At 59.0% G+C, this 25,713-nt stretch carries 15 protein-coding genes; 10 read left to right on the plus strand and 5 right to left on the minus strand.

Annotated features, from left to right (window positions below):
- Positions 1-166: 166 nt before the first annotated feature.
- The 8 genes from ACEN9A_RS01600 (at position 167) to ACEN9A_RS01635 (ending at position 10,958) form a co-directional block, all read left to right on the plus strand.
- Positions 167-2,185 (plus strand): type VI secretion system Vgr family protein, encoded by a 2,019-nt coding sequence (locus ACEN9A_RS01600; RefSeq protein WP_258672128.1) that lies wholly within the window; start codon positions 167-169, stop codon positions 2,183-2,185.
- The gene (locus ACEN9A_RS01605; RefSeq protein WP_258672129.1) at positions 2,175-2,912 is read left to right on the plus strand and encodes a DUF4123 domain-containing protein; all 738 of its coding nucleotides are present in this window, start codon (positions 2,175-2,177) and stop codon (positions 2,910-2,912) included. The genes ACEN9A_RS01600 and ACEN9A_RS01605 overlap by 11 nt, the downstream gene beginning before the upstream one ends.
- Complete coding sequence (locus ACEN9A_RS01610; RefSeq protein ID WP_258672130.1) at positions 2,912-7,702, plus strand: RHS repeat-associated core domain-containing protein; 4,791 nt, start codon at positions 2,912-2,914, stop codon at positions 7,700-7,702. Before ACEN9A_RS01605 ends, ACEN9A_RS01610 begins: the two co-directional genes overlap by 1 nt.
- 9 nt (positions 7,703-7,711) lie before the next feature.
- Positions 7,712-8,128: a hypothetical protein gene (locus ACEN9A_RS01615; RefSeq protein WP_258672131.1), complete on the plus strand. Its 417-nt coding sequence runs from the start codon at positions 7,712-7,714 to the stop codon at positions 8,126-8,128.
- A 6-nt stretch (positions 8,129-8,134) separates the two neighbouring features.
- Positions 8,135-8,617: a hypothetical protein gene (locus ACEN9A_RS01620; RefSeq protein ID WP_258672132.1), complete on the plus strand. Its 483-nt coding sequence runs from the start codon at positions 8,135-8,137 to the stop codon at positions 8,615-8,617.
- Positions 8,618-8,783: 166 nt separating this feature from the next.
- On the plus strand, positions 8,784-9,104 hold the full coding sequence (locus ACEN9A_RS01625; RefSeq protein ID WP_258672133.1) for a hypothetical protein: 321 nt from the start codon (positions 8,784-8,786) through the stop codon (positions 9,102-9,104).
- 370 nt (positions 9,105-9,474) lie between these two features.
- Positions 9,475-9,798 carry a hypothetical protein gene (locus ACEN9A_RS01630; RefSeq protein WP_258672134.1) on the plus strand — a complete coding sequence of 108 codons (324 nt, stop codon included), beginning with the start codon at positions 9,475-9,477 and terminating at the stop codon, positions 9,796-9,798.
- Positions 9,799-10,121: 323 nt separating this feature from the next.
- On the plus strand, positions 10,122-10,958 hold the full coding sequence (locus ACEN9A_RS01635; RefSeq protein WP_258672135.1) for a 23S rRNA (adenine(2030)-N(6))-methyltransferase RlmJ: 837 nt from the start codon (positions 10,122-10,124) through the stop codon (positions 10,956-10,958).
- A 124-nt stretch (positions 10,959-11,082) separates the two neighbouring features.
- Here the strand turns inward: ACEN9A_RS01635 and msrA are convergent, their stop codons facing one another.
- The 5 genes from msrA to aceE all read right to left on the minus strand — a co-directional run bounded on the left by msrA (position 11,083) and on the right by aceE (position 21,017).
- Positions 11,083-11,730: a peptide-methionine (S)-S-oxide reductase MsrA gene (gene msrA / locus ACEN9A_RS01640; protein ID WP_018928566.1), complete on the minus strand. Its 648-nt coding sequence runs from the start codon at positions 11,728-11,730 to the stop codon at positions 11,083-11,085.
- A gap of 68 nt (positions 11,731-11,798) precedes the next feature.
- A complete protein-coding gene (locus ACEN9A_RS01645) occupies positions 11,799-14,492 on the minus strand; it encodes a putative bifunctional diguanylate cyclase/phosphodiesterase (protein WP_019650744.1) in 2,694 nt (897 codons plus the stop codon).
- A 236-nt stretch (positions 14,493-14,728) separates the two neighbouring features.
- On the minus strand, positions 14,729-16,123 hold the full coding sequence (locus ACEN9A_RS01650) for an alkaline phosphatase D family protein (RefSeq protein WP_258672136.1): 1,395 nt from the start codon (positions 16,121-16,123) through the stop codon (positions 14,729-14,731).
- Between the two features lie 281 nt (positions 16,124-16,404).
- A complete protein-coding gene (gene aceF, locus ACEN9A_RS01655) occupies positions 16,405-18,360 on the minus strand; it encodes a dihydrolipoyllysine-residue acetyltransferase (RefSeq protein ID WP_413388449.1) in 1,956 nt (651 codons plus the stop codon).
- Between the two features lie 11 nt (positions 18,361-18,371).
- Positions 18,372-21,017: a pyruvate dehydrogenase (acetyl-transferring), homodimeric type gene (aceE, locus tag ACEN9A_RS01660; RefSeq protein ID WP_019650741.1), complete on the minus strand. Its 2,646-nt coding sequence runs from the start codon at positions 21,015-21,017 to the stop codon at positions 18,372-18,374.
- A 383-nt stretch (positions 21,018-21,400) separates the two neighbouring features.
- On the opposite strand from aceE, the gene glnE reads away from it, so the two are divergent.
- Positions 21,401-24,340 carry a bifunctional [glutamate--ammonia ligase]-adenylyl-L-tyrosine phosphorylase/[glutamate--ammonia-ligase] adenylyltransferase gene (gene glnE / locus ACEN9A_RS01665; RefSeq protein ID WP_258672139.1) on the plus strand — a complete coding sequence of 980 codons (2,940 nt, stop codon included), beginning with the start codon at positions 21,401-21,403 and terminating at the stop codon, positions 24,338-24,340.
- 338 nt (positions 24,341-24,678) lie between these two features.
- A complete protein-coding gene (waaF, locus tag ACEN9A_RS01670; RefSeq protein WP_258672140.1) occupies positions 24,679-25,713 on the plus strand; it encodes a lipopolysaccharide heptosyltransferase II in 1,035 nt (344 codons plus the stop codon).

The raw sequence follows: 25,713 nt of genomic DNA on the forward strand, positions 1-25,713 counted from the left end.
ATTTGTTCGGTGGTGCTTCTGACAGGAATGTCTGTAGTGCTTTATCCAGTTTTTTGAAGGAAAAATCCCTAAAAAAGCAGGGTAAATCTGATTTCCTTGTCCCTCCATCAACACCCCTTGTCGCTCATGCAGAATCGCCCGCCTTCATTCTGCAGAGACACATCGGATGTTCGCGCCTGCCAATCAACCGCGTTTCACGTTGACCCTCGACGGCGTCCAGAATGAGCTCAAGGTGCTTGAGTTCACGGGCAAGGAAGCCATCAGCCAACCCTATCGTTTTGACCTGGAACTGGTCAGCGAGCGGCCCGACATAGAGCTCGAAAGCCTGTTGCATCGTCAGGCGTTTCTGAGTTTCGATGCGCAAGGCTCCGGTATTCATGGTCAGATTTTTCGTGTCGGCCAGAGCGATTCCGGGCACCGTCTGACGGGTTACCAGATCAGTCTCGTACCGCGTCTGGCGTATCTCGACCGGCGTATCAATCAGCGGATCTTCCAGCACAAAAGTGTGCCGACGATCGTCACGCAAATCCTCAAAGACCACGGCATCCAGCGCGATGCCTTCGAGTTCCGGCTCGGCAGTGATTACCCCCAGCGCGAGTACTGCGTGCAATACGCTGAAAGCGATCTGGCCTTCATCCAGCGACTGTGCGCCGAAGTCGGTATTCACTACCACTTTCAGCACAGCCCCGACGGGCACCTGCTGGTGTTCGGCGATGACCAGACGGTTTTCCCTCGTCTGCCCGAACCGACGCTGTACCTGCCGGGCAGCGGGATGGCCGCGGATGCGCCGGCGATCAAGCGTTTCAATGTACGGCTGGAAACCCGCACCACCGCAGTTACCCGTCGCGACTACGACTTCCAGAAACCGCGATTGCAACTCGAAAGTCGCCTCGACAGCGAGCAGCGACCGGTGCTGGAGGACTACCACTTCCCCGGCCAATTCACCGATCGCGAACACGGCAAGCATCTGGTTCAACGAGCGTTGGAGCGACACAGCGCGGATTACCGTCAGGCCGAAGGTCGCGGCGACGAATCCGCTTTGGTCAGCGGGCATTTCCTACACTTGGCCGAACACCCGCGTCAGGCGTGGAATGACCTGTGGTTGATCACCGAAATCGAACACCGTGGCCGTCAGCCGCAAGTGCTGGAAGAGTCGGCCACCAGCGACAGCCCGGATGATTTTCAGGGCTATCGCAATACCTTTCTGGCGACGCCGTGGGACGTTTCTTTCCGCCCTCCGCTGGGGCCGGAAAAGCCACGGATGCTCGGCTATCAACCCGCCGTGGTCACCGGCCCGGCTGACAGCGAAATCCATTGCGACAAGTACGGTCGGGTCAAGGTTCAGCTTGCCTGGGACCGTGACGGTCAGCTCAACGAACACTCCAGTTGCTGGCTGCGCGTCGCCACTGGCTGGGCTCACGACCGTTACGGCAGCGTGATGATTCCGCGCGTCGGCATGGAAGTGCTGGTGGGGTTTATCGATGCCGATGCCGACAAACCGCTGGTGATGGGTTGCCTGCCCAACGCCGCGACGCCTGTGCCCCTCGATCTGCCGGCGGACAAGACCCGCAGTATTTTCCGCAGCCAAAGCAGTCCCGGTGGCGGCGGTTACAACGAGTTGCGCATCGAGGATCGCAAAGGTGCCGAGGAAATCTACCTGCGCGCCCAGCGCAACTGGACTCAGCACGTCCTCAACGATCAACAGGTGCAGGTTGATAACCAGCGCAGCATCGTCGTCACCGGCACCGCCCGCCATGAGCTGAAGGCCGACGAAAAACGCATCACCCACGGCCAGCGCCAGACCGAAGTGCGGTTGGACGATCACCTGGTGGTGGTCGGCGACCGGCACATTCGCGTGAGCAATCAAGCCCTCAATGCCAGTCAGCAATTCCACGTCAGCGCCGGCCAACAAGTGGTCATCGACGGCGGCGCCAGCGCGACCATTCAGGCGGGCGGGCAGTGGATCAACATCGGCCCCGGCGGGATTTTCAGCAGCGTGCCGATTCAGGTCGGTGGGGCACCGATGGCGGCCATGGCTTCTGCGCCGAACTTGCCGGATATGCCGTTGAAACTTGCAGCGGCCCCGGCGGCGCTGCTCAGTGCCGCGCAGATTCTCAGCCTGCAAAGCGACGCGCCGTTCTGCGAAGAGTGCGAGCGCTGCAAGGGCGGTGTCTGTGCTGCCTGATGTTTTGTCGCCTCGCGCCTGGCTGGAGCACCAGCCGCTGCAACCATCGGAGCAGCTGTTCGCGATTTTCAGCAGTGCCAGCGCCGCTGAACCGTTCAAAACCTGGCAACGCTCGATCACTGCACAAGCGCCGAGCCCGATCTGGGCCGGCACTGCCTACGCCGAGTGGGAAGCGGTGATGCCCTATGTCGGAATCGTCGCCACTGACAGTGAGTTTCTGGACTGGGTAGCCGCCACTGAGTCCCGCGATTGGGGTTGGCTGGCGGTGTCTTGCGCCACTCAAGAGGCGTTGGTCGAGCATTTGCGCAGCCTCACACACGTTCTGATGCCCAACGGCAACGCGGTGTTTTTCCGCTATTGGGATGGGCGCTATGTGCTGCCGATTCTGCAGTCTGCCGAGGTTAACGCTGCGCAACTGATGCCGGTGATCGGGCGTTGCCTGATCAATGGTCAGCCACTGGATATCGGTGGTAGTGCGCTGAAAACCGCCAGGGATTTCCCCTGGTGGGAAGTATCTGAATCGCTGCTCAACCACCTCGCCACCGAGTCCGCGACAACGCATATCAACAACCTGCTGAAGTGGTTGAGCGAGGACCGCCCTGATCTTTATGAGGCGTTCTCCGAAAGCGTGTTGCGGCACAAAGTCGCGAGCTTTCTTGAGATGCCAGACCTGCCTCAAGCGCCGAAATCAGCGTTGGTGGATTACCTGATGACGGAGCTGGACTGATGGATCAGATCGTACGGATCGAGCAGGAGCTCGACGGTTTCAAAGACACACTGGTCTTGTATCGCCAACAGCTTGGCAAATTCTTGAGCCGGAATGCGGACAGGGTCAGCCGGGCGATGGACATGCCTTCGCTGTTGGACATGGAGCGGGTGATAAAACTCGGCAATACCACGACTGCGGTGAGCAGTGGCGACGATGATTTTATCTCGGGTCTTGCGCAGTGTCCGGCTAGTGGAATTCTGCAGATCGAGAGCAAGTTCGAATCGGTTTATGACATTCCGTTGGGGAACATTCAGGTCGATGTGATTGCCGTTGATGGCGGCGAAAGCACGCCAGTCACGCTCGATGAACATGGTAAAGGGCAGTTCACAGGCACACCCGGCAAGTTCTATCGCGTTCATGTCCAGGGTGAAGTTGCACCCTCGAAAATCAACGATCTTTTTGAATCTTACAAAGGCCTGACCAGCGACTTGGAGGGCTGGCTACGCAGTGAGTGGGAAGGTTTCAAACCGCAGTGGTCGCAATCGGCTTTTGCGGCCGCGGGTAACGGCATGCTGGCGGGCAGTTGGGCGGCGGTCATGGGCGTGTGGGACAGCCTCGGCATGCTCTCGGACATCCTCAAGGACCCCGGCCGGTTCGCGGAGCGGTTGGGCAGCGGTGCCGATCAACTGCGTGAACTGGCGGAAAAATCACCGCAGGTGATGCAAAAAATCCAGCTGCTGGCCAGTGACGAAGCGGCGCTGTGTTTATTGTTGCGTACTGCGAGTCTCTGGCTGGAAATGCTCCCGCCCAGCGAGATCGCCGGCAACGCGGCAGAGGCGGCCAGCCAAGTCATTGTCTCGGTACTGATCGATATTCTTATCGCTTCAGCGCTGGCTTTCACAGGTGTCGGCATACCCGCCGCCAAAGCCTATTTAACGGCTCGCGGGCTCAAATACGGGATGGGGCTGGCCAGTCTCGCGATGCGCTTCGTTGAGGCGACATTCAATATCCTCAGCACCTTCATGAAGTACGTCGACCAGTACAAAGCGGTCGCCGCGCGCGGTGTTGCGGCGGGGCTGAAAAAAGGCCGGATGCAACTGCGCTGGGATGCCAAACGCAACACCACGCTCAAGCAAAACGAACACCACGACGACTCCCCGGATCAGGCGAAAAACCCCAACGGCGACAGCGCCGACTCAGTCGACAAAACCGCGACCAACAAATGCCCGGTGTCGATGGTCACCGGCGAAGAACTGCTGACCCTCACCGACGGTTCGCTGGACGGCATCCTGCCGTTCGACTTCACCCGACTCTATCGCACCAGCGCCGCCGAGATCGATGTCGGCCTCGGTTTTGGCTGGAGTCATTCGCTCACCCATCGGCTGGAAATCGACGGCGACCAGGTCATCTGGATCGACCACGAAAACCGCCGCACCACGTTCCCGCTGCCGAGCAGCGAACGCCCGGCGATCCACAACAGCCTGTCGCGCGCGGCGATTTATCTCGGCGATGCCCCTGAAGAACTGATCCTCGCCCAGGCCGGCGACGACACGCGGTTCTACCACTTTCACCACGGCCGGCTGACCGCGATCAGCGACGCCTACGACAACCGCCTGCGCATCACCCGCGACCGCCAGGAGCGCATCCAGCGCCTCGACAACGGCGCCGGCCGCGCCTTGCTGTTGCGCTACGACCGCGCCCACCTGATCGCTGTCGATTACCAGTGTTTCCGCCCGGCCCAGACCCTCGCCGAGGCGTGGCACACCGAGCAGACGCTGGTCAGTTACCACTACGACGAACGCGATCAGCTGATCGAAGCGAGCAACGCCGCCGGCGAAGGCGAGCGTTACGACTACGACGACCGGCACGTGATTCTGCAGCGGCAACTGGCCGGTGGCGCGAGTTTCTTCTGGGAGTGGGAACGGTCTGGCAAGGCGGCCAGATGTATTCGCCACTGGGCGTCGTTTGCGCAGATGGACACGCGCTATGTCTGGGATGACCAGGGCAGCGTCACGGTCCGGAACATCGACGGCAGTGAAGAGGTTTACGTCCACGACGACCGGGCGCGACTGGTACGGCGGGTTGGGCTGGATGGCGGCGAACAGCTCAAGGCCTACGACGAGCAGGGTCGATTGATTGCCGAGCAGGATCCGCTCGGCGCTGTCACCGAATATCGCTACGACGACGTCGGACGGCTGGTGGCACTGATTCCGCCGCAGGACGAACCGACGTCCTACGAGTATCGCAACGGTTTCCTGCATGCGCGCTATCGCGGTCAGGCGGTGTGGAAATACCAGCGCAATGCTCAGGGTGATGTCACCGAGGCGACCGATCCCGACGGTCAGGTCACCCACTATCACTACGACGCACAAGGCCGGTTGCTGTCGGTCCGCTATCCGGACACCAGCCGGCATCTGTTCGTTTGGAATGCCTTGGGACAGCTGCTCGAGGAAACGCTGCCGGACGGTGGGCAGCGGCGGTTTTCCTACGATGCGCTGGGGCGGCAGATTACCCGTCAGGACGAACACGGTGCCGTTACCCAGTGCCAATGGGATGCCGTCGGCCGACTGGTCCAGACCACGCTGCCTACCGGGGCCACGCGCGGGTTCAGCTACAACGCCTACGGCAAGATCACCGCCGAACGCGACGAACTGGACCACGTCACCCGCTACGAATACGCCGACGATTTGCATCTGGTCAGCCGCCGGATCAATCCCGACGGCACCCAGCTCCAGTACCGCTACGACAACGCGCAGCTGCTGCTCACGGAAATCGAAAACGAATCCGGCGAAAAATATCAGCTGGACTACACGCCCAACGGCTTGATCCGACAGGAAACCGGCTTCGACGGCCGTCGTACCGCGTACGCCTACGACCTCAACGGGCATCTGCTGGAAAAAACCGAGTTCGGCGATGACGACTCGCGGCTGATCACCGGCTATCAACGGGATGCGGCCGGGCGCTTGCTGGTCAAGACCTTGCCCGATGGCACCCAGGTCGAATACCGCTACGACTCGTTGGGCCGGCTGACCAGCGTCGACGACGGCCACGATCATCCGCTGGAATTCGAGTACGACCAGCAGGACCGGCTGATCACCGAACATCAGGGCTGGGGCACCCTGCGCTATGGCTACGACGCCTGCGGGCAGCTCAACCGCCTGCGTCTGCCGGACGGCAGCAAACTCGACTACCACCACGCCAAGGGCGGTGCGCTGGCGGCCATTGACCTCAATGGCGCGCGGCTTACCAGCCACCAGTTCGTCTTCGGCCGCGAACAGCAACGCCAGCAAGGACAACTGACCAGCCAATACCACTACGACGAACAAGGCCGGTTACAAGCCCACGCGATCAACCAGCAAACCCGGCCGCTGTACCTGCGCCACTACAGCTATGCGGTCAACGGCAACCTGGCGACCATCGCCGACAGCCGTCACGGCCAGCGCAGCTATTACTACGACGCACTCAACCGCCTGACCCGCGTTCGCCACACCCGCGACGACCCACCGGAAAGCTTCGCCCACGACCCGGCCGGCAACCTGCTGATGCAGGACCGCCCCGGCCTCGCGAAGGTGCTGGGTAATCGCCTGTTGATGCAAGGCGACCGTCATTACGACTATGACGCCTTTGGCAACCTGGTCCGCGAGCGTCGCGGCACCGGGCAGAAACTGGTCACCGAGTACCGCTATGACTGCCAGCATCGGCTGGTCGGCGTCACGTTGCCGGATGGAAGTTGCGCGAGTTATCGCTACGACGCTTTTGGCCGTCGCATCGCCAAAACCGTCGACGGCAATACCACCGAGTTCTTCTGGCAGGGCGACCAAGTGGTCGCTGAAAGCAGCAAAGAGCACTACCGCAGCTACGTCTACGAGCCGGGCAGCTTCCGCCCGCTGGCCATGCTCGACGGCAAAGGCCCGAAAAAGGCCTGCCCCTTCTACTACCAACTCGATCACCTGGGTACACCGCAGGAACTGACGGATTTCGGCGGTGAAATCGTCTGGTCGGCGAAGTACAACGCCTACGGCAAAGTCACGGACCTCGCACTCGGTGGAGGCGAGCAGCTTGACCAGCCACTGCGTTTCCAGGGGCAGTACTTCGACGTCGAGAGCGGTCTGCACTACAACCGGCATCGGTACTATGATCCAGAGATTGGCCGCTACCTGACGCCGGACCCGGTCAAGTTGGCGGGTGGGCTGAACCAGTATCAATACACGCCGAATCCGACGGGGTGGGTTGATCCGTTGGGGTTGAGCGGGAATTGTCCGCCGCCGAATAAGCCTGGGTGTCAGGCGCCGGATGATACGACTGGCGTTAGGGTTGATGAGGGTGAGCCGCAACTTCCGAAGCTGACGGGTGAGCAGCGGCGGGCGCGGATTGATGAGTTGGCTGAGGCGAATGCGAAGCGGCGGGTTTTGGAATGGGAGGACGATTACGACATGCATACTGTCGCGAAGCATAATCCCGAAATTCCACATGCACCGCTAAAGCAGAGATCGATTGATGGGAGTCATCCAACAAAAAAAGGAAAAAAGGAGAGAATTAATCCCAGTTCACAGTTCAAAAGCTGGTTACTCCAGATGAATGCGATAAATGATGCGGTTTCTAGGATGAGTCGAAACCCACCTGCTCCCACGGGTTTTACCCCAACAGGGGATCCCGTTGTAAGGAAGGAAATGCCGGGTGGTGGTAGAGGTTATAAACCAAATCAAAAAGATCTAAATAATCCTTATTATATAGATGAGTTGAATTACTCAGAGGTCAGGTTTCGTCAGGGTAGTCTTGTCAAGCCCTATACTGCATTCCCAGATTAGGATAATAAAATGTTGAAGTGGCCTATGTATGACCTTCCTTTTGAACCGACGCTTTTGTACTGGCTGGGAGGTATCTCTATTTTTGATCGTGAGGAAACACTAGGTGAGGCATTGTGGGTCTATAACCCAAATGATAGTGGTGATAGAGAAAAAATTATTAGGAAGTTCATATTGGGTCGTTTCGAGCATTTGCCATATAGGCATCGTTTTTTGATGTTTAAAATCCTTGAGGATGCTTTAGCGCAGTCGAATTTTGATTTTTCTACACAGTTTGAAAGCGATTACGAGACAAATACGTCTATGGCATGGGACGAAACGGAAATAGACGATCATCGAGGTTTTTTTGAGGATATTTATAAGTTGGCTGGTGAGGAGTGGAAGGTTGATCTTCAAAAAGCTAGTCTCGAAGATCAATCTAGTTGGTGAATTTTGATGTCTGAGAGTATAACGCGAGAATTGATACTGGAATGGGCGTATAACGACATCGTTATTGATATGTATGAAAGTGACGATGATGGTGATGCTGCAATTTTCCAAAGCGCAGTAATGGATATTTTTGGTGCCAAAGGGTTGTTGGAGTTGGCTGCTGATCCAGCTTGCCCGAGTAGATTGTATTTTGCAGGTTTGCTTTCTAAATGTTTTTTGTGGATGTTTCGCCAAAGTGCAAAACTGCCGTTTCATAGCTCTCGGTTTCGCGGGATTATGTCGAGAGATGAGTATCAACAGGAAAATTTGAAACGAGAGGATGAGTTTTACAAGCTTTGCTTGGTTTTAGACAGTATGCGAACGATTAATGATCCTGCGATCCAGTCGCTGTATAAGCAGTTTTTTGATTTTAGGAATGATCAAAGTGACAGTGGTTCGAAGTTTTATTATGAGTGCTATGCCAGGTTGACGTTAAAGCAGTTTGAGTAGTAACGGTATTTTTTTTTGTGCCGCTTGTAGCGTTTACATAGGTGTGTCGGATTTCGTTGGAAGGTAAGGAATGTTGCGATGTCCATTTGTGGATGAGGAGTTTGATGCAGGGTTAATGTGGTTCGTTGGTCGATTTAGTGTTTACGATCGGGAGGAAACACTTGGCATGGAACTTGAGGTTTATGATCCTGATAATAAGATTGATAGGGTAGGCCTGATTAAAAAATACGCGCTGGATCTCGGGTGTTTGTCTTATAGGCATAAGTTCGTGTTGGTGGAGTCTCTGGCGGATAAACTGCATGATCGAAACTATGATTTCCAAAGTTTGTTCGAAATAGATGAGGGCGAAGCATCAAGCTGGCCTCGTGAGGAGTGGTACAAATTGGAGAGCCCTAGGGGCTTTTTTCAGCATGTCTACACGCTGGCGCTAGAGGTTTGGGAAGAAGATTTGCTCAAAGCGAGTCAGGAAGATAGAGCCACGTGGTGAGTGACGAAGCATCCTGATAGGCCGATATAGCGAAATTTCCGGGCAAGCCCGTCAGAAGTTTCCTTCAACTCGTATCGGTTTCCATGAACTGGTTTGAAATGCATTCCATCGATAGTCTCTGGTGGTCACTGAAGACTCAGTGGCGGGGTGTAGGAACCCTTCAAAGTCGTTGGAAATGTATTAGCGTTGAAGCTTGGTTTGCGGCCGTTAACGTGCGTCCGTAATATCAGTTGCGGCGGTTGTGCGCGGGCACGCTTCGGTGTGGTCGAGTTTTCCAAAGGCCTCGATATTCCTACCCCGCGCATAGCTGCCACCCCAGCCTGTAGGAAGGCTGATGGCAGTTCCTGTTTACTGCCTCTGGAACTTGAAAATGAAAAATCTTCACCCCGACCCACCCTACGAAAAACCAATTCCCCACCCAAAAAGCCGCTTCATGGCCCTCACCGGCAACAGCACCGACATGCCCACGCTATTCGTCGATACCCTCGCGCCGCTGGACATCTTGACCGACACAGCCAGCTATCGAATTCGCGCAGTCACTCAGGTGCTGGAAAACATGTCGATGCGCGGCTCGGTCGAGTGCGAATCCTTCATTCTTAGTGATTTTGCCTTGCTCTGTGCCATTTCATTGCGTGACGGGTGTGATGTGCTGGATGTGGTGGGGCGGCGGTTGCGGGCCCGGCCTTCGGAATAACGTCGAGTGGCTTTTGTGGCGAGGGAGCTTGCTCCCGTTGGGCTGCGTAGCAGCCCCAAAACCTGCAATCCCGTTTTGTCAGCTGTACCGAGTGGCTTGGTTTGGCGACTGCTTCGCAGTCGAGCGGGAGCAAGCTCCCTCGCCACAGGTTATGGGGTGGTCTGGATATTTTGGGGCTGCTTTGCAGCCCAACGGGGGCAAGCCCGCTCGCCACAGGGTTTATGGATTGGCGCGGTATTGGGGTTGTACTTGCCCGCTCAGCCGCGAACCCCTGACGTCCTGCGCCGTACAGGGTAAACTTCCCGGCCTTCGCAGGAGCAGCCATGAATTATCGTCACGCCTTCCATGCCGGCAATCACGCCGATGTGTTCAAACACCTGACTTTGACCCGCCTCATCGCCTTGATGTCGCGCAAGGAGCAGCCGTTTGCCTATCTCGACACTCACGCCGGCATCGGTCTGTATGACCTGCAGGGCGATCAGGCCAGTCGTACCGGTGAGTACCTGGAAGGGATCGCGCGGTTGTGGGATCAGCCGGATTTGCCGGCGCTGACCGCTGATTACATGAAGGTGTTGCACGAGATGAACCCGGATGGCCAGTTGCGCTATTACCCGGGGTCGCCGGAGTTGGCGCGGCGCCTGACCCGGCCGCAGGATCGCGTGTTGCTGAACGAGAAGCACCCGGAAGACGGTGTGTTGCTCAAGGACAACATGAAGGGCGATCGTCGGGTGAAGGTTCACCTGGGCGAAGGCTGGCATGTGCCGCGTGCGCTGTTGCCGGTGCCGGAGAAGCGGGCGGTGATGTTGATCGATCCGCCATTTGAGCAGCTCGATGAGATGCAGCGTTGTGCGGCATCGCTGAAAGAGGCGATTGGCCGGATGCGCCAGACGGTGGCGGCGATCTGGTATCCGGTGAAGGATCAGCGGGCGTTGCGGCGCTTCTATCAGGATCTGGCCGGCTCGGGCGCGCCGAAGTTGCTGCGGGTGGAGTTGTTGGTGCATCCGCTGGATACGCCGAACAGCCTGAATGGTTCGGGGTTGGCGATTGCCAATCCGCCGTGGGGGCTGGAAGAGGAATTGCGTGAGTTGCTGCCGTGGTTGTCCAAGAAGTTGGGGCAGACCCAGGGTGGATGGCAGATGGATTGGTTGATTGCCGAATAGGGTCAATCGACAAGCAAGATCAAAAGATCGCAGCCTCGTTTCACTCGACAGCTCCTACAACGGAATGCATTTCTCTGTAGGAGCTGTCGAGTGAAACGAGGCTGCGATCTTTTGCTTTAAGCGGTTAGATCGGGCACGTCACGCCAGTACCGCCAATCCCGCAATACCCCTCAGGATTCTTGGCCAGGTACTGCTGGTGATACGCCTCTGCGTAGTAGAACGTCGGGGCTTCGTCGATTTCGGTGGTGATGATGCCTTTGCCAGCCTTGGTCAATTCTGCCTGGAACACTTTCGCGCTGTTCTTCGCCGCTTCCAGTTGTTCCGGTTTGGTGCAGTAGATCACCGAGCGGTACTGGGTGCCGATGTCGTTGCCCTGGCGCATGCCCTGGGTCGGGTTGTGCAGTTCCCAGAACATTTTCAGCAGCTGTTCATAGCTGACTTTTTCCGGCTCATACACCACGAGCACCACTTCGGTGTGCCCGGTCAGGCCCGAGCAGACTTCTTCGTAGGTCGGGTTCGGCGTGAAGCCGCCGGCGTAACCGACCGAGGTGCTGAACACGCCTTCGCGCTGCCAGAATTTACGTTCCGCGCCCCAGAAGCAACCCAGGCCGAAGATTGCGAATTCTACGTTGCCCGGAAACGGGCCCAGCAGCGGGTTGCCGTTGACGAAGTGTTTCTCCGGAACCTTGATCGGGGTTTCGCGGCCAGGCAGAGCTTGTTCTTTAGTCGGGAGCACGTTTTTGTTCACCAGAATTTCCGAGCGCAGAACCATGATCAGTCCTCTCAGTCAGGTTGAGATGTAAATACAGACTGCCAGTTTGCCCGAGTGTTACGTCGCTGTCAGGCGATTGGGCCGCGTGGGTAGCGTTTGAGCTTTTCGATCAGCTCGGAGCCCGGGATCGGTCGGTCGAACAGGTAGCCCTGGCCGACGTCGCAGCGGTGGCGGCGCAGGAAGGCCAGTTGCTCGGCAGTCTCGATGCCTTCAGCCACGACCTTGAGTTTCAGGTTGTGGGCCATGGCAATCACGGCGGAGGTGATTTCCATGTCGTCCTGGTTGTCCGGGATTTCGTGGATGAAGCTTCGATCGATCTTGATGATGTCGATCGGGAATTTTTTCAAGTAGCTGAGCGACGAGTAACCGGTGCCGAAGTCGTCCATCGCCAGGGTCAGGCCCAGACGCTTGAGCTGATCGAGCTGCAAGTGCGTGTCTTCGGTGGCTTCCAGCAGCAGGCCTTCGGTCAGCTCCAGCTCCAGCAGGTTCGCCGGCAGCGCTTCTTCCTTGAGGATGTTGGCGATGGACGCCACCAAGTCCGGGTCGGAGAACTGCTTGGGCGACAGGTTGATCGCCACTTGCAGGTTGCCCAGGCCAGCGGCGGTCAAATCCTTGCTCATGCGGCAGGCCTGGCGGGCGATCCATTTGCCGATCGGGATGATCAGGCCGGTTTCTTCGGCCACGCTGATGAATTGGTCCGGGCGGATCATGCCTTTTTCCGGATGGTTCCAGCGCAGCAGCGCTTCCATGCCCAGCAAGCGACCGCTGCGCAGGCACAGCTTGGGTTGGTAGAACACGTCCAGCTCGTTCTGGGTCAGGGCGCGGCGCAGGTTGTTTTCGACGAACAGTTTGTAGCTGGCCTCGGCGTTCAGCGCTTCGGTGAACACTTGCACCTGGTGTTTGCCGTTGGCCTTGGCCTTGTGCAGCGCCAGGCCGGCGTTGCGCATCAGCGTCTGTGGGTCGCGACCGTGCAGCGGCGCGCAGGCCAGGCCCACGGAGCCGGTGACGCTGATCAACTGGTTGTCGACGAACATCGGTTTGTCGAGGGTTGCCAGTAATTGATTGGCAACCTGTTGGCCCGCCGAGAGGTCGGTGTCGTCCAGCAGCACCGCGAATTCGTTACTGGCAAACCGCGCCAGACTGCCGCTCGAACTCAGGCTGTTGCGCAGGCGCCGGGCCAGGCTGATCAGCAGTTTGTCGCCGGTCTGGTGGCCGAGGCTGTCGTTGATCCGCTTGAAGTTGTCGATGTCCACCAGCAGCAGGCTGATTGGCGTATCGCTGTCTCGGGCGAAGCGCTCGTCGAGGTTGCGGATGAACGCCGGGCGGTTGCCGAGGTTGGTCAGGTTATCGGTGTAAGCCAGGCGCTCGATTCGTTGCTGGGCGAGCTTGGTATGGGTGATGTCTTCGTAGATGCCGATGTAATGGGTCAGTTCGCGGTTGTCGCCGTAGACCTTGGAAATCGACAACTGGCCCCAGTAGGGCTCGAGGTTTTTACGCCGGCTCTTGAACTCGCCCTGCCAGCTGTTGCTCTTGGCCAGCGCCGACGGAGCGTCGAACAGCAGCTCGCTGAGGTTTTCCAGCGCCGGCAGTTCCGACAGCCGCTGGCCGTGGACTTCCTCGGTTGTGTACTGGGTGATCGCGGTAAAGCTTGGGTTGACGTACTCCACCACGCCGTCGCAATTGACCAGCAGAAAGGCGTTGGCGCTTTGCTCCACAGCACGCTGGAACAGGTGCAGGGCGCTGGTGGCGGTGCGGCGGTTGTGGTTGTTGATGACTTGGGCGAATTGATCCGCCAGTTCGCCGGCAAAGGCGATTTCGTCCGACTGCCAGGCGCGGGTCGCCCCGATCTGTTCCAGGCAGAGCACGCCGACCACCTGGCCATCGACGCGGATGCTGGCGTCGAGCATGGCGTTGACGTCGCGCGGGCGCAGGTGCTCGGCGATTTCCCGGGTGCGTGGGTCGCGCATGGCGTTGTGGGCGTCGATGGCGCGGCCAGTGTGCAAGGCGTCGAGGTAATCGGGAAAACCACTGGCGTCGATCGGCGCCGGCAGTTGGCGACCCCGGGTGGCGCGGTGATAGGCCGAGATCGGCGTCAGTAGCGAGCCATCGAGGTTCCACAGGCTGGCGCAGTCGATTTCGTAGATGTCGCAGGCGCTACGGGTGATCAGTTCGGCAGCTTCTTGCAAGGAATTGTTGGTGCTGTAGCGCTGGCGGGTCAGCAGCAGGATCAGGTCTTGCTGGGCACGCACTCGGTCCAAGTGCTGCAGTTGTTCCTGCTGGGCACGTTGATTGAGTTCCAGGGCGATTTGCAGGCGTGAGTTCTGGGTTTCCAGATCCAGCGCCGGCAGCAACGGTTCGCCGTCGAACAGGCCGTCCACCACCATCAGGTAGCCGCGCAACAGGTGTCGATTGTGTTGTTTGTAGGCTTCGCCCAGTTCCAGCAGGCTCAGAACGCCGGCGGCGGTGTGCAAGGTGTAGCGGATCAGGTAATGCGGGCTTTCGGTGAGTTGCTGCTGGATCGTGTCATGCAGTTGATAGCGCGCTTCGGGTTCCATCAGGCTGGCGTAGGGCGAGCCGACCAGAGCACAAAGCTCCACCGCTGGCAGGCCGAACTGTCGTTCGCAATTGGGATCGAGAAACAGCAGCGCCCAGCTTGGTTCATTCAGCCGTTCGAAACGCAGCATGCCGAGCCGCGAGGGCACAGGCAACTGCGTCACTACCTCGGCCACCATACGGCTGGCGGCATCGGGTTGGCTTTTCATTGAGGGAAACTCGCTTCGAATATGCTGATCGCGCCGGGCTCTCGCCCTCTTTACTGTTGCCTGCGGCAAGGTTGCATCATTGCGACACCGACTGACAAGAGACATGAAGGCCAAGTGCTATAAGAATATGTCGGCAGACGTGGAGAATTCTTCAACGAGGCGCCGAAAAGTAATGCTGTGAATCAAGAGATCGCAGCCTTCGGCGGCTCCTGCAAGGCTGCGATCTTTTCCAAGGGTCAACGCAATTTGATGCTGATCGACTGCAATGGCTTGCCATCCCGATCGTGATAATTGACGCGAACCTGTTCGGCCTCGACGACCAGATGGGCAAAATTGTCCTGGCTGATCACCTCGCTGGTCAGTTCATGCCGATAGTCGCCCGCCGCTGTTCGGGCCAGGGCTTGATCGAGGATGAAAGTCGATGCCTTGGCATACGGCAGCAGCTTGCTGTTGCACAGCGGTGAAGACACGATGGTGTGGACTTCGAAATCCGGGTTCTCGCTGTGGGTCAGGCGACTGGTGAGGGAGCCGTGGACATCGCCGGAAATGAACAAGACGTTTTTTATACCGCGTGTACGAATCGTCTCCAGCAGCCGTAGGCGTTGCTCCGGGAAGGCTTTCCAGGCGTCATCGCCGTTTAGTTTGCGGTCGGGATAGAACATGACGCTGGTGACCACGAATTTGACCCGGGCCGAGCTATTGATCAGCCATTTGAGCAGCGCCTGTTCCTGTTCTTCGTCAAGGATACGCCGGTCGTTGGCCGACAGATTGCGTCGCGTCCGGCTATCGGTGACAAACCACCCGATATCACCCTCGGAGAACTGATACCAATACTGCTCCAGTCTTTTGCTTACTTGCCCATTGGCCAGCAGTTCATGCGTGGGGCTGTGACTGGCTTGATATAACTCATATGCTGCAATGGCATTTTTGTATAAGTAATCATCGGCGTTACTTTTATTGGCGGGCCAGTTGTCTTCTATTTCATGGTCGTCGAGGATCATATAAGTCGGCATGCCCGACATTAACTTGGAGATATGAGGCTGCGAAAAGGCTGTGCGGTACTTCTTTAGGATGTCCTGGTATTCCCGGTCGGGGGCCAGGAGGTTCAGGTCATCGACGTAAATCTGGTCGCCAGTCATCAGCATGGCGCTGATGGGCGGTTCGGCGCTGTCCGCCAGGCTGTTGATCGAGGCAAAAATCCGGTCGCCCAACTGTGGGGCCGACGCAATGCCGGCGGTCATTCGCAGGTAACGACACGAGCCGACGATATAGGCCCGTGGCTGGCTGGTTTTGCTGGACTGCGTGCGAAAGCGGTAAATCTCCCGTGGCCATTGCAGCGGCAGTTCCTGAACTGTCTCCACGGTATGCACCGGGCTCATGGGGCTGAACCAGCCTGCCTGGTACTCATAGTCGGTGTCGGTGGCCAGGTCATTGAGTGCAATTACATCGGACATGTCGCGCAAGACGGACAGTTTTACAAATACGCCTTTGGACCAGAGTTTCTCGGCTGTGCGTCGATAACGGATGCCCGCAAATACCAAGGCATCGTTCTGTAATTCACCGCGCAAGAAAATACGCGCATGGTTAGTTGTGGTGTGGCCGATAATTGGGCCGACAGTTGGTTTGAACATGTTCGAATCCATTCGAGGTAATGCTAACTAAGCAGATTAAGTTGTCGAGGTTTCTATAAGAAATCTCCAAACTAAGACTAGTTATTGGCTGGAAAAAAATATCGGGCAGAAGTGGACTGGGGGTGTAGGTGGCGTAAGCCGGGAATGTAGGAATAAAGTGCGAATGAGGGCTTTTTTCAGGCAAAAAAAGCCCCGCCAAATCGACGGGGTTGAGGTACGAGCGTGGCGCTCGGAAAACGTGGAACGCGATTGGCCCTCCGCCAGGGGAGGGCCAGTCGGTGTTACAGCAGGATGGTGCGGATGTCCGCCAGCAGGTCGCTCAGACGCTTGGTGAAGCGTGCAGCAGCGGCGCCGTTGATCACACGGTGATCGTAGGACAGCGACAGCGGCAGCATCAGTTTCGGCTGGAAGGCTTTGCCATCCCAGACTGGCTGGATGGTTGCCTTGGAAACACCGAGGATCGCCACTTCCGGCGCGTTGACGATCGGCGTGAAGCCGGTGCCGCCAATGTGGCCGAGGCTGGAAATGGTGAAGCAGGCGCCTTGCATCTCGTCCGACGAAAGCTTCTTGGTCCGGGCTTTTTCAGCCAGGGAAGCAGCTTCGGCGGCCAGTTGCAGGAGGCTCTTCTGGTCGACGTTCTTGATGACCGGTACCAGCAGGCCATCCGGGGTGTCGACGGCGAAGCCGATGTTCACGTATTTCTTGCGGATGATCGCTTTGCCGCTTGGTGCCAGCGAGCTGTTGAAATCCGGCAGTTCCTTGAGCAGGTGTGCGCAGGACTTGAGCAGTAGCGGCAGGATGGTCAGCTTGACGCCGGCCTTCTCTGCAACGGCTTTCTGGGCGTTACGGAACGCTTCCAGCTCGGTGATATCCGCCGAGTCGAATTGCGTCACGTGCGGCACGTTCAGCCAACTGCGGTGCAGGTTGGCAGCGCCGACCTGCATCAGGCGGGTCATCGGCACTTCTTCGATTTCGCCGAAGCGGCTGAAGTCGACGACCGGGATCGGCGGGATGCCCGCGCCGCCGGTTGCACCAGCTGCAGCGGCCGGAGCTTCCTTGGCCTTCTGCATCATGGCCTTGACGTAAACCTGAACGTCTTCCTTCAGGATGCGACCGTGCGGACCGCTGGCGCCGACAGCGCTCAGCTCGACGCCGAACTCGCGGGCCAGTTGACGCACGGCAGGGCCGGCGTGAACTTTCGCGCCAGGCTTGGCAGGAGCAGCAGCCGGGGCAGCAGGAGCGGCGGCAGCCGGAGCGGCAGCGGCAGGCGCTGGAGCACTCGGCGCAGCAGCGGCAGCCGGAGCCGGGGCTGCAGCAGGTGCTGCGCCTTTGACTTTCAGCTTCAGGATCAGGTCGCCGGTACCGACTTCGTCATCCAGCTTGATGGAAATGCTTTCCACCACGCCAGCGGCAGGCGATGGGATTTCCATGCTCGCCTTGTCGGATTCCAGGGTGATCAGCGACTGGTCGGCGGCAACAGTGTCGCCAGCCTTGACCAGTACTTCGATGATCTTGGCCTTGCCAGCCGAACCGATGTCCGGGACGTGAATGTCCTGAACGCTGTCGGCAACCGGTGCAGCCGGAGCCGCGGCAGCAGGCGCAGCAGCCTGGGCAGGAGCGGCAGCAGCGGCAGCAGCAGGGGCCGCGGCACCCGCCACTTCCAGATCCAGAATCAGATCACCCGTGCCGACTTCGTCGTTGAGCTTGACGCTGATGGCCTTGACCACGCCAGCGGCGGGCGAAGGGATTTCCATGCTGGCCTTGTCGGATTCCAGGGTGATCAGCGACTGATCAGCCTCGACGGTGTCGCCGACCTTGACCTGGATCTCGATGATCTGGGCCTTGCCCGACGAACCGATGTCCGGCACGTGCACTTGCTGAATGCTGGCAGCAGCCGGCGCGGCAGCAGGCGCCGCCGGCGCAGGTGCGGCAGCCGGTTTGGCTTCAGCTTTGGCTGGCGCAGCGGCCGCCGCAGGGGGCTGTATAGAGGCTGGGGCAGCGGCACCTTCGACTTCCAGTTCCAGCAGTTCGTCGCCTTCTTTCAGGCGATCGCCCAGCTTCACTTTCAGGCTCTTGATGATGCCGGCCTTAGGCGCAGGCACTTCCATGCTCGCCTTGTCCGATTCCAGCGTCAGGATGCTCTGATCGGCTTCGATACGGTCGCCGACCTTCACAAACAGTTCAATTACTTCACCTTCACCGCTGCCGATGTCAGGTACGCGAATGAGTTCGCTCACAGAGTGTCTCCTCAGCAGTCCAGTGGGTTGCGTTTTTCCGGGTTGATGCCGAACTTGGCGATGGCTTCAGCCACCACTTTAGGTTCGATGTCACCACGGTCAGCCAAGGCTTCCAGGGCTGCCAACACCACGAAATGACGGTCTACTTCGAAGAAGTGACGCAGCTTCTTGCGGCTGTCACTGCGGCCGAAACCATCGGTGCCCAGGACTTTGAATTCCTTGGACGGGACCCACTGACGAATTTGTTCAGCGAACAGCTTCATGTAGTCGGTAGAGGCAATGACCGGACCTTTACGGCCGTTCAGGCACTCTTCGACGTAGCTCAGCTTAGGCTTCTGGCCAGGGTGCAGACGGTTGGTACGCTCAACGGCCAGGCCATCGCGACGCAGTTCGTTGAAGCTGGTAACGCTCCATACGTCGGCGCCGACGTTGAACTCTTCACGCAGGATCTTCGCCGCTTCACGGACTTCACGCAGGATGGTGCCGGAGCCCATCAGCTGAACGTGGTGCGCCGCTTCGCGGGTGTCTTCCTCGAGCAGGTACATGCCTTTCTTGATGCCTTCTTCGGCACCGGCCGGCATGGCTGGCTGCTGGTAGGACTCGTTCATTACGGTGATGTAGTAGAAGACGTCCTGTTGCTCTTCGGTCATCTTCTTCATGCCGTCCTGAATGATCACCGCCAGCTCGTAGCCGTAGGTTGGATCGTAGGTGCGGCAGTTCGGGATGGTGGCAGCCAGCAGGTGGCTGTGACCGTCTTCGTGTTGCAGGCCTTCACCGTTCAGGGTGGTACGGCCGGCGGTGCCGCCGATCAGGAAGCCACGGGTACGGCTGTCGCCGGCAGCCCAGGCCAGGTCGCCGATACGCTGGAAGCCGAACATCGAGTAGAAGATGTAGAACGGCAGCATTGGCTGGTTGTGGCTGGAGTACGAAGTACCGGCAGCGATGAAGGAGCTCATGGCGCCCGCTTCGTTGATGCCTTCTTCGAGGATCTGGCCCTTCTGGTCTTCCTTGTAGAACATCACCTGGTCTTTATCGACTGGCTCGTAGAGCTGGCCGACGGAGGAGTAGATGCCCAACTGACGGAACATGCCTTCCATACCGAAGGTACGGGCTTCGTCCGGGATGATCGGTACGATGCGCGGGCCGATTTCCTTGTCCTTGACCAGTTGCGCGAGGATCCGCACGAAGGCCATGGTGGTGGAAATTTCACGGTCGCCCGAGCCGTCCAGGATCGCCTTGAGGGTGTCCAGTGGAGGAGTCGGGATGTTGAAGCTCTTGGCGCGACGCTGTGGTACGAAACCGCCTAGTGCGGTACGGCGCTCGGCCAGGTAACGGGCTTCGGCGCTGCCTTCTTCCGGTTTGAAGAACGGCAGGTTCTCCAGTTCTTCGTCCTTGACCGGAATGTCGAAACGATCGCGGAACAACTTCAGGCTGTCGACATCGACTTTCTTGGTGTTGTGCGCAGTGTTTTTCGCTTCGCCGGCACCGGTGCCATAACCTTTGATGGTCTTGGCCAGGATGACAGTCGGTTGTTCTTTGTGGTTGACCGCTTCGTGGTACGCCGCGTAGACCTTGTACGGGTCGTGGCCGCCACGGTTGAGTTTCCAGATCTCGTCGTCGGACAGATCGGCAACCATCGCCTTGAGTTCTGGCGTGTTGAAGAAGTGTTCACGCACGAACGCGCCGTCTTTGGCTTTGTAGTTCTGGTACTCGCCGTCGATGACTTCGTCCATGCGGCGTTGCAGGATGCCGTCGACGTCCTTGGCCAGCAGTGGGTCCCAGAAACGGCCCCAGATGACTTTGGTCACGTTCCACTGAGCACCGCGGAACACGCCTTCGAGTTCCTGGATGATCTTGCCGTTGCCGCGAACCGGGCCGTCGAGGCGCTGCAGGTTGCAGTTGATGACGAAGATCAGGTTGTCCAGCTTTTCGCGGCCGGCCAGGGAGATGGCGCCCAGGGATTCCGGCTCGTCGCACTCGCCGTCGCCCAGGAAGCACCAGACTTTCTGTTTGCCTGGCTGGATGAAACCACGGTGTTCCAGGTACTTCATGAAGCGTGCCTGGTAGATCGCCTGGATCGGACCCAGACCCATGGATACGGTCGGGAACTGCCAGAAGTCAGGCATCAGCCATGGGTGTGGGTAGGACGACAGGCCCTGACCGTCGACTTCCTGGCGGAAGTTGTTCATCTGGTCTTCGGTGATGCGGCCTTCCATGAATGCACGGGCGTAAACGCCTGGCGAGGTGTGGCCCTGGAAGTAGATCAGGTCGCCGCCGTGTTCGTCGGTCGGGGCCTGGAAGAAATAGTTGAAGCCGATGTCGTACAGGGTTGCGCTGGAGGCGAAGCTGGAGATGTGACCGCCCAGGTCAGAATCTTTCAGGTTCGTGCGCATCACCATGGCCATCGCGTTCCAGCGTACCAGCGAGCGAATGCGGCGTTCCATGAACAGGTCGCCAGGCATGCGTGCTTCGTGGGTAACGGGAATGGTGTTGCGGTATGGCGTGGTGATGGCGTAAGGCAATTGCGAACCGCTACGGGTTGCGAGTTCGCCCATACGGGTCATCAGATAGTGAGCACGGTCTTCGCCTTCTTTGTCGAGAACCGATTCCAGGGCGTCCAGCCATTCCTGGGTTTCGACGGGATCGAGGTCTTGCATGGCTTGCTCCAGGGCGGAAAGGCTTCCAGAATCGGTTGCCTGAGTTTGCGACTGGCCTTGTGGGCAGACGATATAAATTCTTGGATTGCCGATAGGTTGTTCCGGCGGCGTGTAGTTTTACTACAAATCTTCGGGCATTTCAGCCTTTCGAATGTATAGACGAGTAGTAAAACTACAGATGATTGGCTTGTGGCCTCCGGCTGCGTTGTGAGAATAATCGTTAAGGTTGGTCTTTTGCCAATCGAAAAAGGTGGAAGCTTGATGATCGCTGCCAAAAATAAAGAAATTTCAGCTATTTCTAACCTTTGTTCGACAGTCAGTCACGTAGTGTGTTTTCACGAATCACTACATGCAGCCCTTCACACGCCGATCAAGGATAGACCATGAGCCTCCCTTCGCTTGCCGAACTGCCCGATGGGCTCCTGCCGTTAGTCACCCGCGCCGAGCAGTCGTTTCGTACGACAGTCGGGGTTCTTCCCGATGACCATGGCCTGTCTGCCTGGACGCCTGAGCGCTGGGCGCAATTTGCCCGCGTCGCCGCTGCCAGCGACTTTGTGATTGAACAGAGTCTGCGTGACCCTTTGATGTTGCTGGAACTGGTGCAGTCCGGCGAACTGGACCGCGCCTTGGCACCGGGCGAGTTGTGCGCACAGATCGCCATGGCGGTGAGCGCCGCCGAAACCGACGACCAGCTAGGCCGTGCCCTGCGCCGCCAGCGTAATCGTCACCAGGTGCGGATCATCTGGCGCGACCTGACTCGCCAGGCCGATCTGGTGCAGACCTGTCGCGACCTCTCGGACATGGCCGATGCCAGCATCGATCAGGCCTATCAGTGGTTGTACTCGCGGCATTGCCAGCAGTTCGGTGTGCCCACCGGGCGGCGCAGCGGCGAGCCGCAGCAAATGGTCATCCTCGGCATGGGCAAACTTGGCGCGGTGGAGCTGAATCTGTCGTCGGACATCGACCTGATCTTTGCCTACCCCGAGGGCGGCGAAACCGTCGGCGTGAAACGCTCGCTGGATAACCAGGAGTTTTTCATTCGCCTCGGCCAGCGTCTGATCAAGGCGCTGGACCCGATGACTGTCGACGGTTTTGTGTTCCGCGTCGACATGCGCTTGCGGCCTTACGGTTCGTCCGGCGCTCTGGTGCTGAGCTTCAATGCGCTGGAACAGTATTACCAGGATCAGGGTCGCGACTGGGAACGCTACGCGATGATCAAGGCGCGGGTGGTGGCTGGCGATCAAGTGGCTGGCGCCCAGTTGCTCGAGATGCTGCGGCCGTTCGTTTACCGGCGTTACCTGGACTTCTCGGCCATCGAAGCGCTGCGCACCATGAAGCAGCTGATCCAGCAGGAAGTCCGGCGCAAGGGTATGGCCGACAACATCAAGCTTGGCTCCGGCGGCATCCGTGAAGTCGAGTTTATCGCCCAGGCCTTCCAGCTGATTCACGGTGGTCGCGACCTGAGCCTGCAGCAGCGTCCTCTATTAAAAGTACTGAGCACCCTGGAGGGGCAGGGCTATCTGCCTCCGGCGGTGGTCAGCGAACTGCGCGAAGGCTACGAATTCCTGCGTTACACCGAGCACGCGATTCAGGCGATTGCCGACCGCCAGACCCAGATGTTGCCGGACGGCGCGCAGGATCAGGCGCGCATTGCCTTTATGCTCGGGTTTGCCAACTGGACGGCATTCCACGAACAACTGATGTACTGGCGTGGCCGGGTGGCCTGGCACTTTGGTCAGGTGATTGCCGATCCTGATGAAGAGCAAGGCACCGAGAGCGAAGTGGTGGTCGGCGGGGAATGGCTGCCGCTGTGGGAAGAAGCCCAGGACGAAGAAGCCGCGTGCCGCCAACTCGAAGAGGGCGGTTTCGCCGATGCCGCCAAGGCGCTGAAAGCATTGGCCAGTCTGCGCAGCAGTCCGCAATTGCGTGCCATGCAGCGTCTGGGGCGGGAGCGTCTCGATGCATTTATTCCGCGCTTGCTGGCCCAGGCCGTGGAGCACGCCAATCCCGATCTGGTGCTGGAGCGCGTGCTGCCACTGGTTGAAGCGGTGGCGCGGCGTTCCGCCTATCTGGTGCTGCTGACCGAAAACCCCGGTGCGCTGCGCCGTCTGCTGACACTGTGCGCGGCGAGCCCGTGGATTGCCGAGCAGATCACGCGCTTCCCGTTGCTGCTCGACGAATTGCTCAACGAAGGCCGGCTGTTCAAGCCGCCGCTGGCGCCGGAACTGGCGGCCGAGTTGCGCGAGCGTCTGACGCGGATTCCCGAAGACGACCTCGAACAACAAATGGAGGCCCTGCGGCATTTCAAACTGGCGCACCGCTTGCGTGTCGCTGCTTCGGAAATTGCTGGTAGCCTGCCGTTGATGAAAGTCAGCGATTACCTGACCTGGCTTGCCGAAGCGATCCTCGAACAAGTGCTGGCCCTGGCCTGGCGCCAGACGGTGGCCAAGTACGGTACACCGCTGCGCACCGACGGCAGCGTGTGCGACCCTGGATTCATCATTGTCGGTTACGGGAAAGTCGGCGGTCTGGAATTGGGGCACAGTTCGGACCTGGACCTGGTGTTCATCCATGACGCGGATCCGCAAGCGGAAACCGACGGCCCGAAACCCATCGACGGCGCGCAGTTCTTTACCCGGCTCGGGCAGCGGATCATTCACTTGCTGACGGCCCAGACCAACTCCGGTCAGCTGTATGAAGTGGACATGCGCCTGCGACCGTCCGGCGCTTCCGGTTTGCTGGTGAGTTCATTGGGGGCGTTTGCCCGGTATCAGGAAAACGAGGCCTGGACTTGGGAGCACCAGGCGCTGGTGCGGGCGCGGGTGCTGGTGGGCAGTCAGGATGTCGGCCAGGCATTCGAGAAGGTTCGCGCGACGGTATTGGCCAAATCGCGGGACCTGTCGACCTTGCGCCAGGAGGTCAGCGAGATGCGCGCCAAGATGCGCGATAATCTCGGCAGCAAGAGCACAGCGGCGGGCACGGCGGCAAATGCCTTCGAGGCCACGGCGCCGTTCGATCTCAAGCAGGACGCTGGAGGTATCGTCGATATTGAATTTATGGTGCAATACGCGGCTCTGGCGTGGTCTGAAACACATCCGTCATTGCTGCGCTATACCGACAATATCCGCATTCTGGAAGGGCTGGAGGAGGAAGGGTTGATACCCTCCGAAGACGCCAGCCTGTTGCGTGAGGCTTATAAAGCCTACCGCTCCGCCGCTCACCGGGAGGCCTTGCAGAAGGATGCCGGCGTGATACCGGGCGACCAGTTCGCGGATGAGCGACGGCAGGTCATGCGGATCTGGCGTGAGCTGGGGTTAAGCTGACATGAGTGCGGCAGGCTTTTGTGGCGAGGGAGCTTGCTGTGGCGAGGGGGCTTGCCCCCGTTCGACTGCGCAGCAGTCGCAAAGCGTTACACTCGATAATATGTGTAAGTGGTTGAAGATTTTGGGAGTGCTCCGCGCTCCAGCGGGGGCAAGCCCCCTCGCCACATTAACAAGTCAGCCCAAGAGATTTACTGGCTAAGCTGCACGCACTGGATGTGCAAAAATTGATCTGACGAGCCTGTACAGGCTCGTCCAAATGACCTGGCGGCTCACCCCGCAGGTGCTGGATTCTCGAGGCGGGGAGGCGTATGCCTCCCCGGTTCGTTTTTGGAAACCACATGAAAATTCTGATCGTTGGGCCCAGTTGGGTCGGTGACATGGTGATGGCGCAGACACTTTTTCAGTGTCTCAAACAACGCCACCCGCAGTGCGAAATCGACGTGCTGGCCCCCGAGTGGAGCCGGCCGATCCTCGAGCGCATGCCCGAAGTACGCCAGGCCTTGAGCTTCCCGCTCGGCCACGGCGTGCTGGAACTGGCAACGCGTCGGCGCATCGGTAAATCCCTGGTCGGTCAGTACGACCAGGCCATCCTGCTGCCCAATTCGCTGAAATCGGCCCTGGTGCCGTTTTTTGCCGGCATCCCGAAACGCACCGGCTGGCGTGGCGAGTTCCGCTACGGCCTGCTCAATGATGTGCGCACGCTCGACAAAGAGCGTTATCCGTTGATGATCGAGCGCTTCATGGCCCTGGCCTTTGAGCCTGGCATCGAGCTGCCGAAACCTTATCCACGGCCGAGCCTGCAGATCGACCCGGTGACCCGCGACGGCGCGCTGGCCAAGTTCGGCCTGGCCCTTGATCGTCCGGTATTGGCGCTGTGCCCCGGCGCCGAGTTCGGCGAGTCCAAGCGCTGGCCGTCCGAGCACTATGCCAAGGTCGCCGAGGCGAAGATTCGTGAAGGCTGGCAAGTCTGGCTGTTCGGCTCGAAAAACGATCACGCGGTGGGTGAAGACATTCGTGGGCGGTTGATTCCGGGGCTGCGTGAAGAGTCGGTGAACCTCAGTGGCGGCACTTCCCTGGCCGAGGCCATCGATCTGCTGTCCTGCGCCGACGCGGTGGTCTCCAACGACTCCGGCCTGATGCACGTGGCCGCCGCGCTGAACCGCCCGCTGGTGGCGGTGTACGGCTCGACGTCGCCGGGCTTCACGCCGCCGCTGGCCGAACACGTCGAGATCGTGCGCCTGGGTATCGAATGCAGTCCGTGCTTCGATCGCACCTGCCGTTTCGGTCATTACAACTGCTTGCGCCAGCTCATGCCCAAAGCGGTGAACGAAGCCTTGCAGCGGTTGCTGGGCACTGTGGTCGAGGTCAAATAG

This window comes from Pseudomonas sp. Pseusp18 (assembly GCF_059506005.1).

What these genes read in the sequence shown, in the direction of transcription:
- ACEN9A_RS01600 (WP_258672128.1), top strand. Translation starts at nt 167, where the DNA reads ATGTTCGCGCCTGCCAATCAACCGCGTTTCACGTTGACCCTCGACGGC.
- ACEN9A_RS01610 (WP_258672130.1), top strand. Translation starts at nt 2,912, where the DNA reads ATGGATCAGATCGTACGGATCGAGCAGGAGCTCGACGGTTTCAAAGAC.
- ACEN9A_RS01615 (WP_258672131.1), top strand. Translation starts at nt 7,712, where the DNA reads ATGTTGAAGTGGCCTATGTATGACCTTCCTTTTGAACCGACGCTTTTG.
- ACEN9A_RS01620 (WP_258672132.1), top strand. Translation starts at nt 8,135, where the DNA reads ATGTCTGAGAGTATAACGCGAGAATTGATACTGGAATGGGCGTATAAC.
- ACEN9A_RS01625 (WP_258672133.1), top strand. Translation starts at nt 8,784, where the DNA reads ATGGAACTTGAGGTTTATGATCCTGATAATAAGATTGATAGGGTAGGC.
- ACEN9A_RS01630 (WP_258672134.1), top strand. Translation starts at nt 9,475, where the DNA reads ATGAAAAATCTTCACCCCGACCCACCCTACGAAAAACCAATTCCCCAC.
- ACEN9A_RS01635 (WP_258672135.1), top strand. Translation starts at nt 10,122, where the DNA reads ATGAATTATCGTCACGCCTTCCATGCCGGCAATCACGCCGATGTGTTC.
- msrA (WP_018928566.1), bottom strand. Translation starts at nt 11,730, where the DNA reads ATGGTTCTGCGCTCGGAAATTCTGGTGAACAAAAACGTGCTCCCGACT.
- ACEN9A_RS01645 (WP_019650744.1), bottom strand. Translation starts at nt 14,492, where the DNA reads ATGAAAAGCCAACCCGATGCCGCCAGCCGTATGGTGGCCGAGGTAGTG.
- ACEN9A_RS01650 (WP_258672136.1), bottom strand. Translation starts at nt 16,123, where the DNA reads ATGTTCAAACCAACTGTCGGCCCAATTATCGGCCACACCACAACTAAC.
- aceE (WP_019650741.1), bottom strand. Translation starts at nt 21,017, where the DNA reads ATGCAAGACCTCGATCCCGTCGAAACCCAGGAATGGCTGGACGCCCTG.
- glnE (WP_258672139.1), top strand. Translation starts at nt 21,401, where the DNA reads ATGAGCCTCCCTTCGCTTGCCGAACTGCCCGATGGGCTCCTGCCGTTA.
- waaF (WP_258672140.1), top strand. Translation starts at nt 24,679, where the DNA reads ATGAAAATTCTGATCGTTGGGCCCAGTTGGGTCGGTGACATGGTGATG.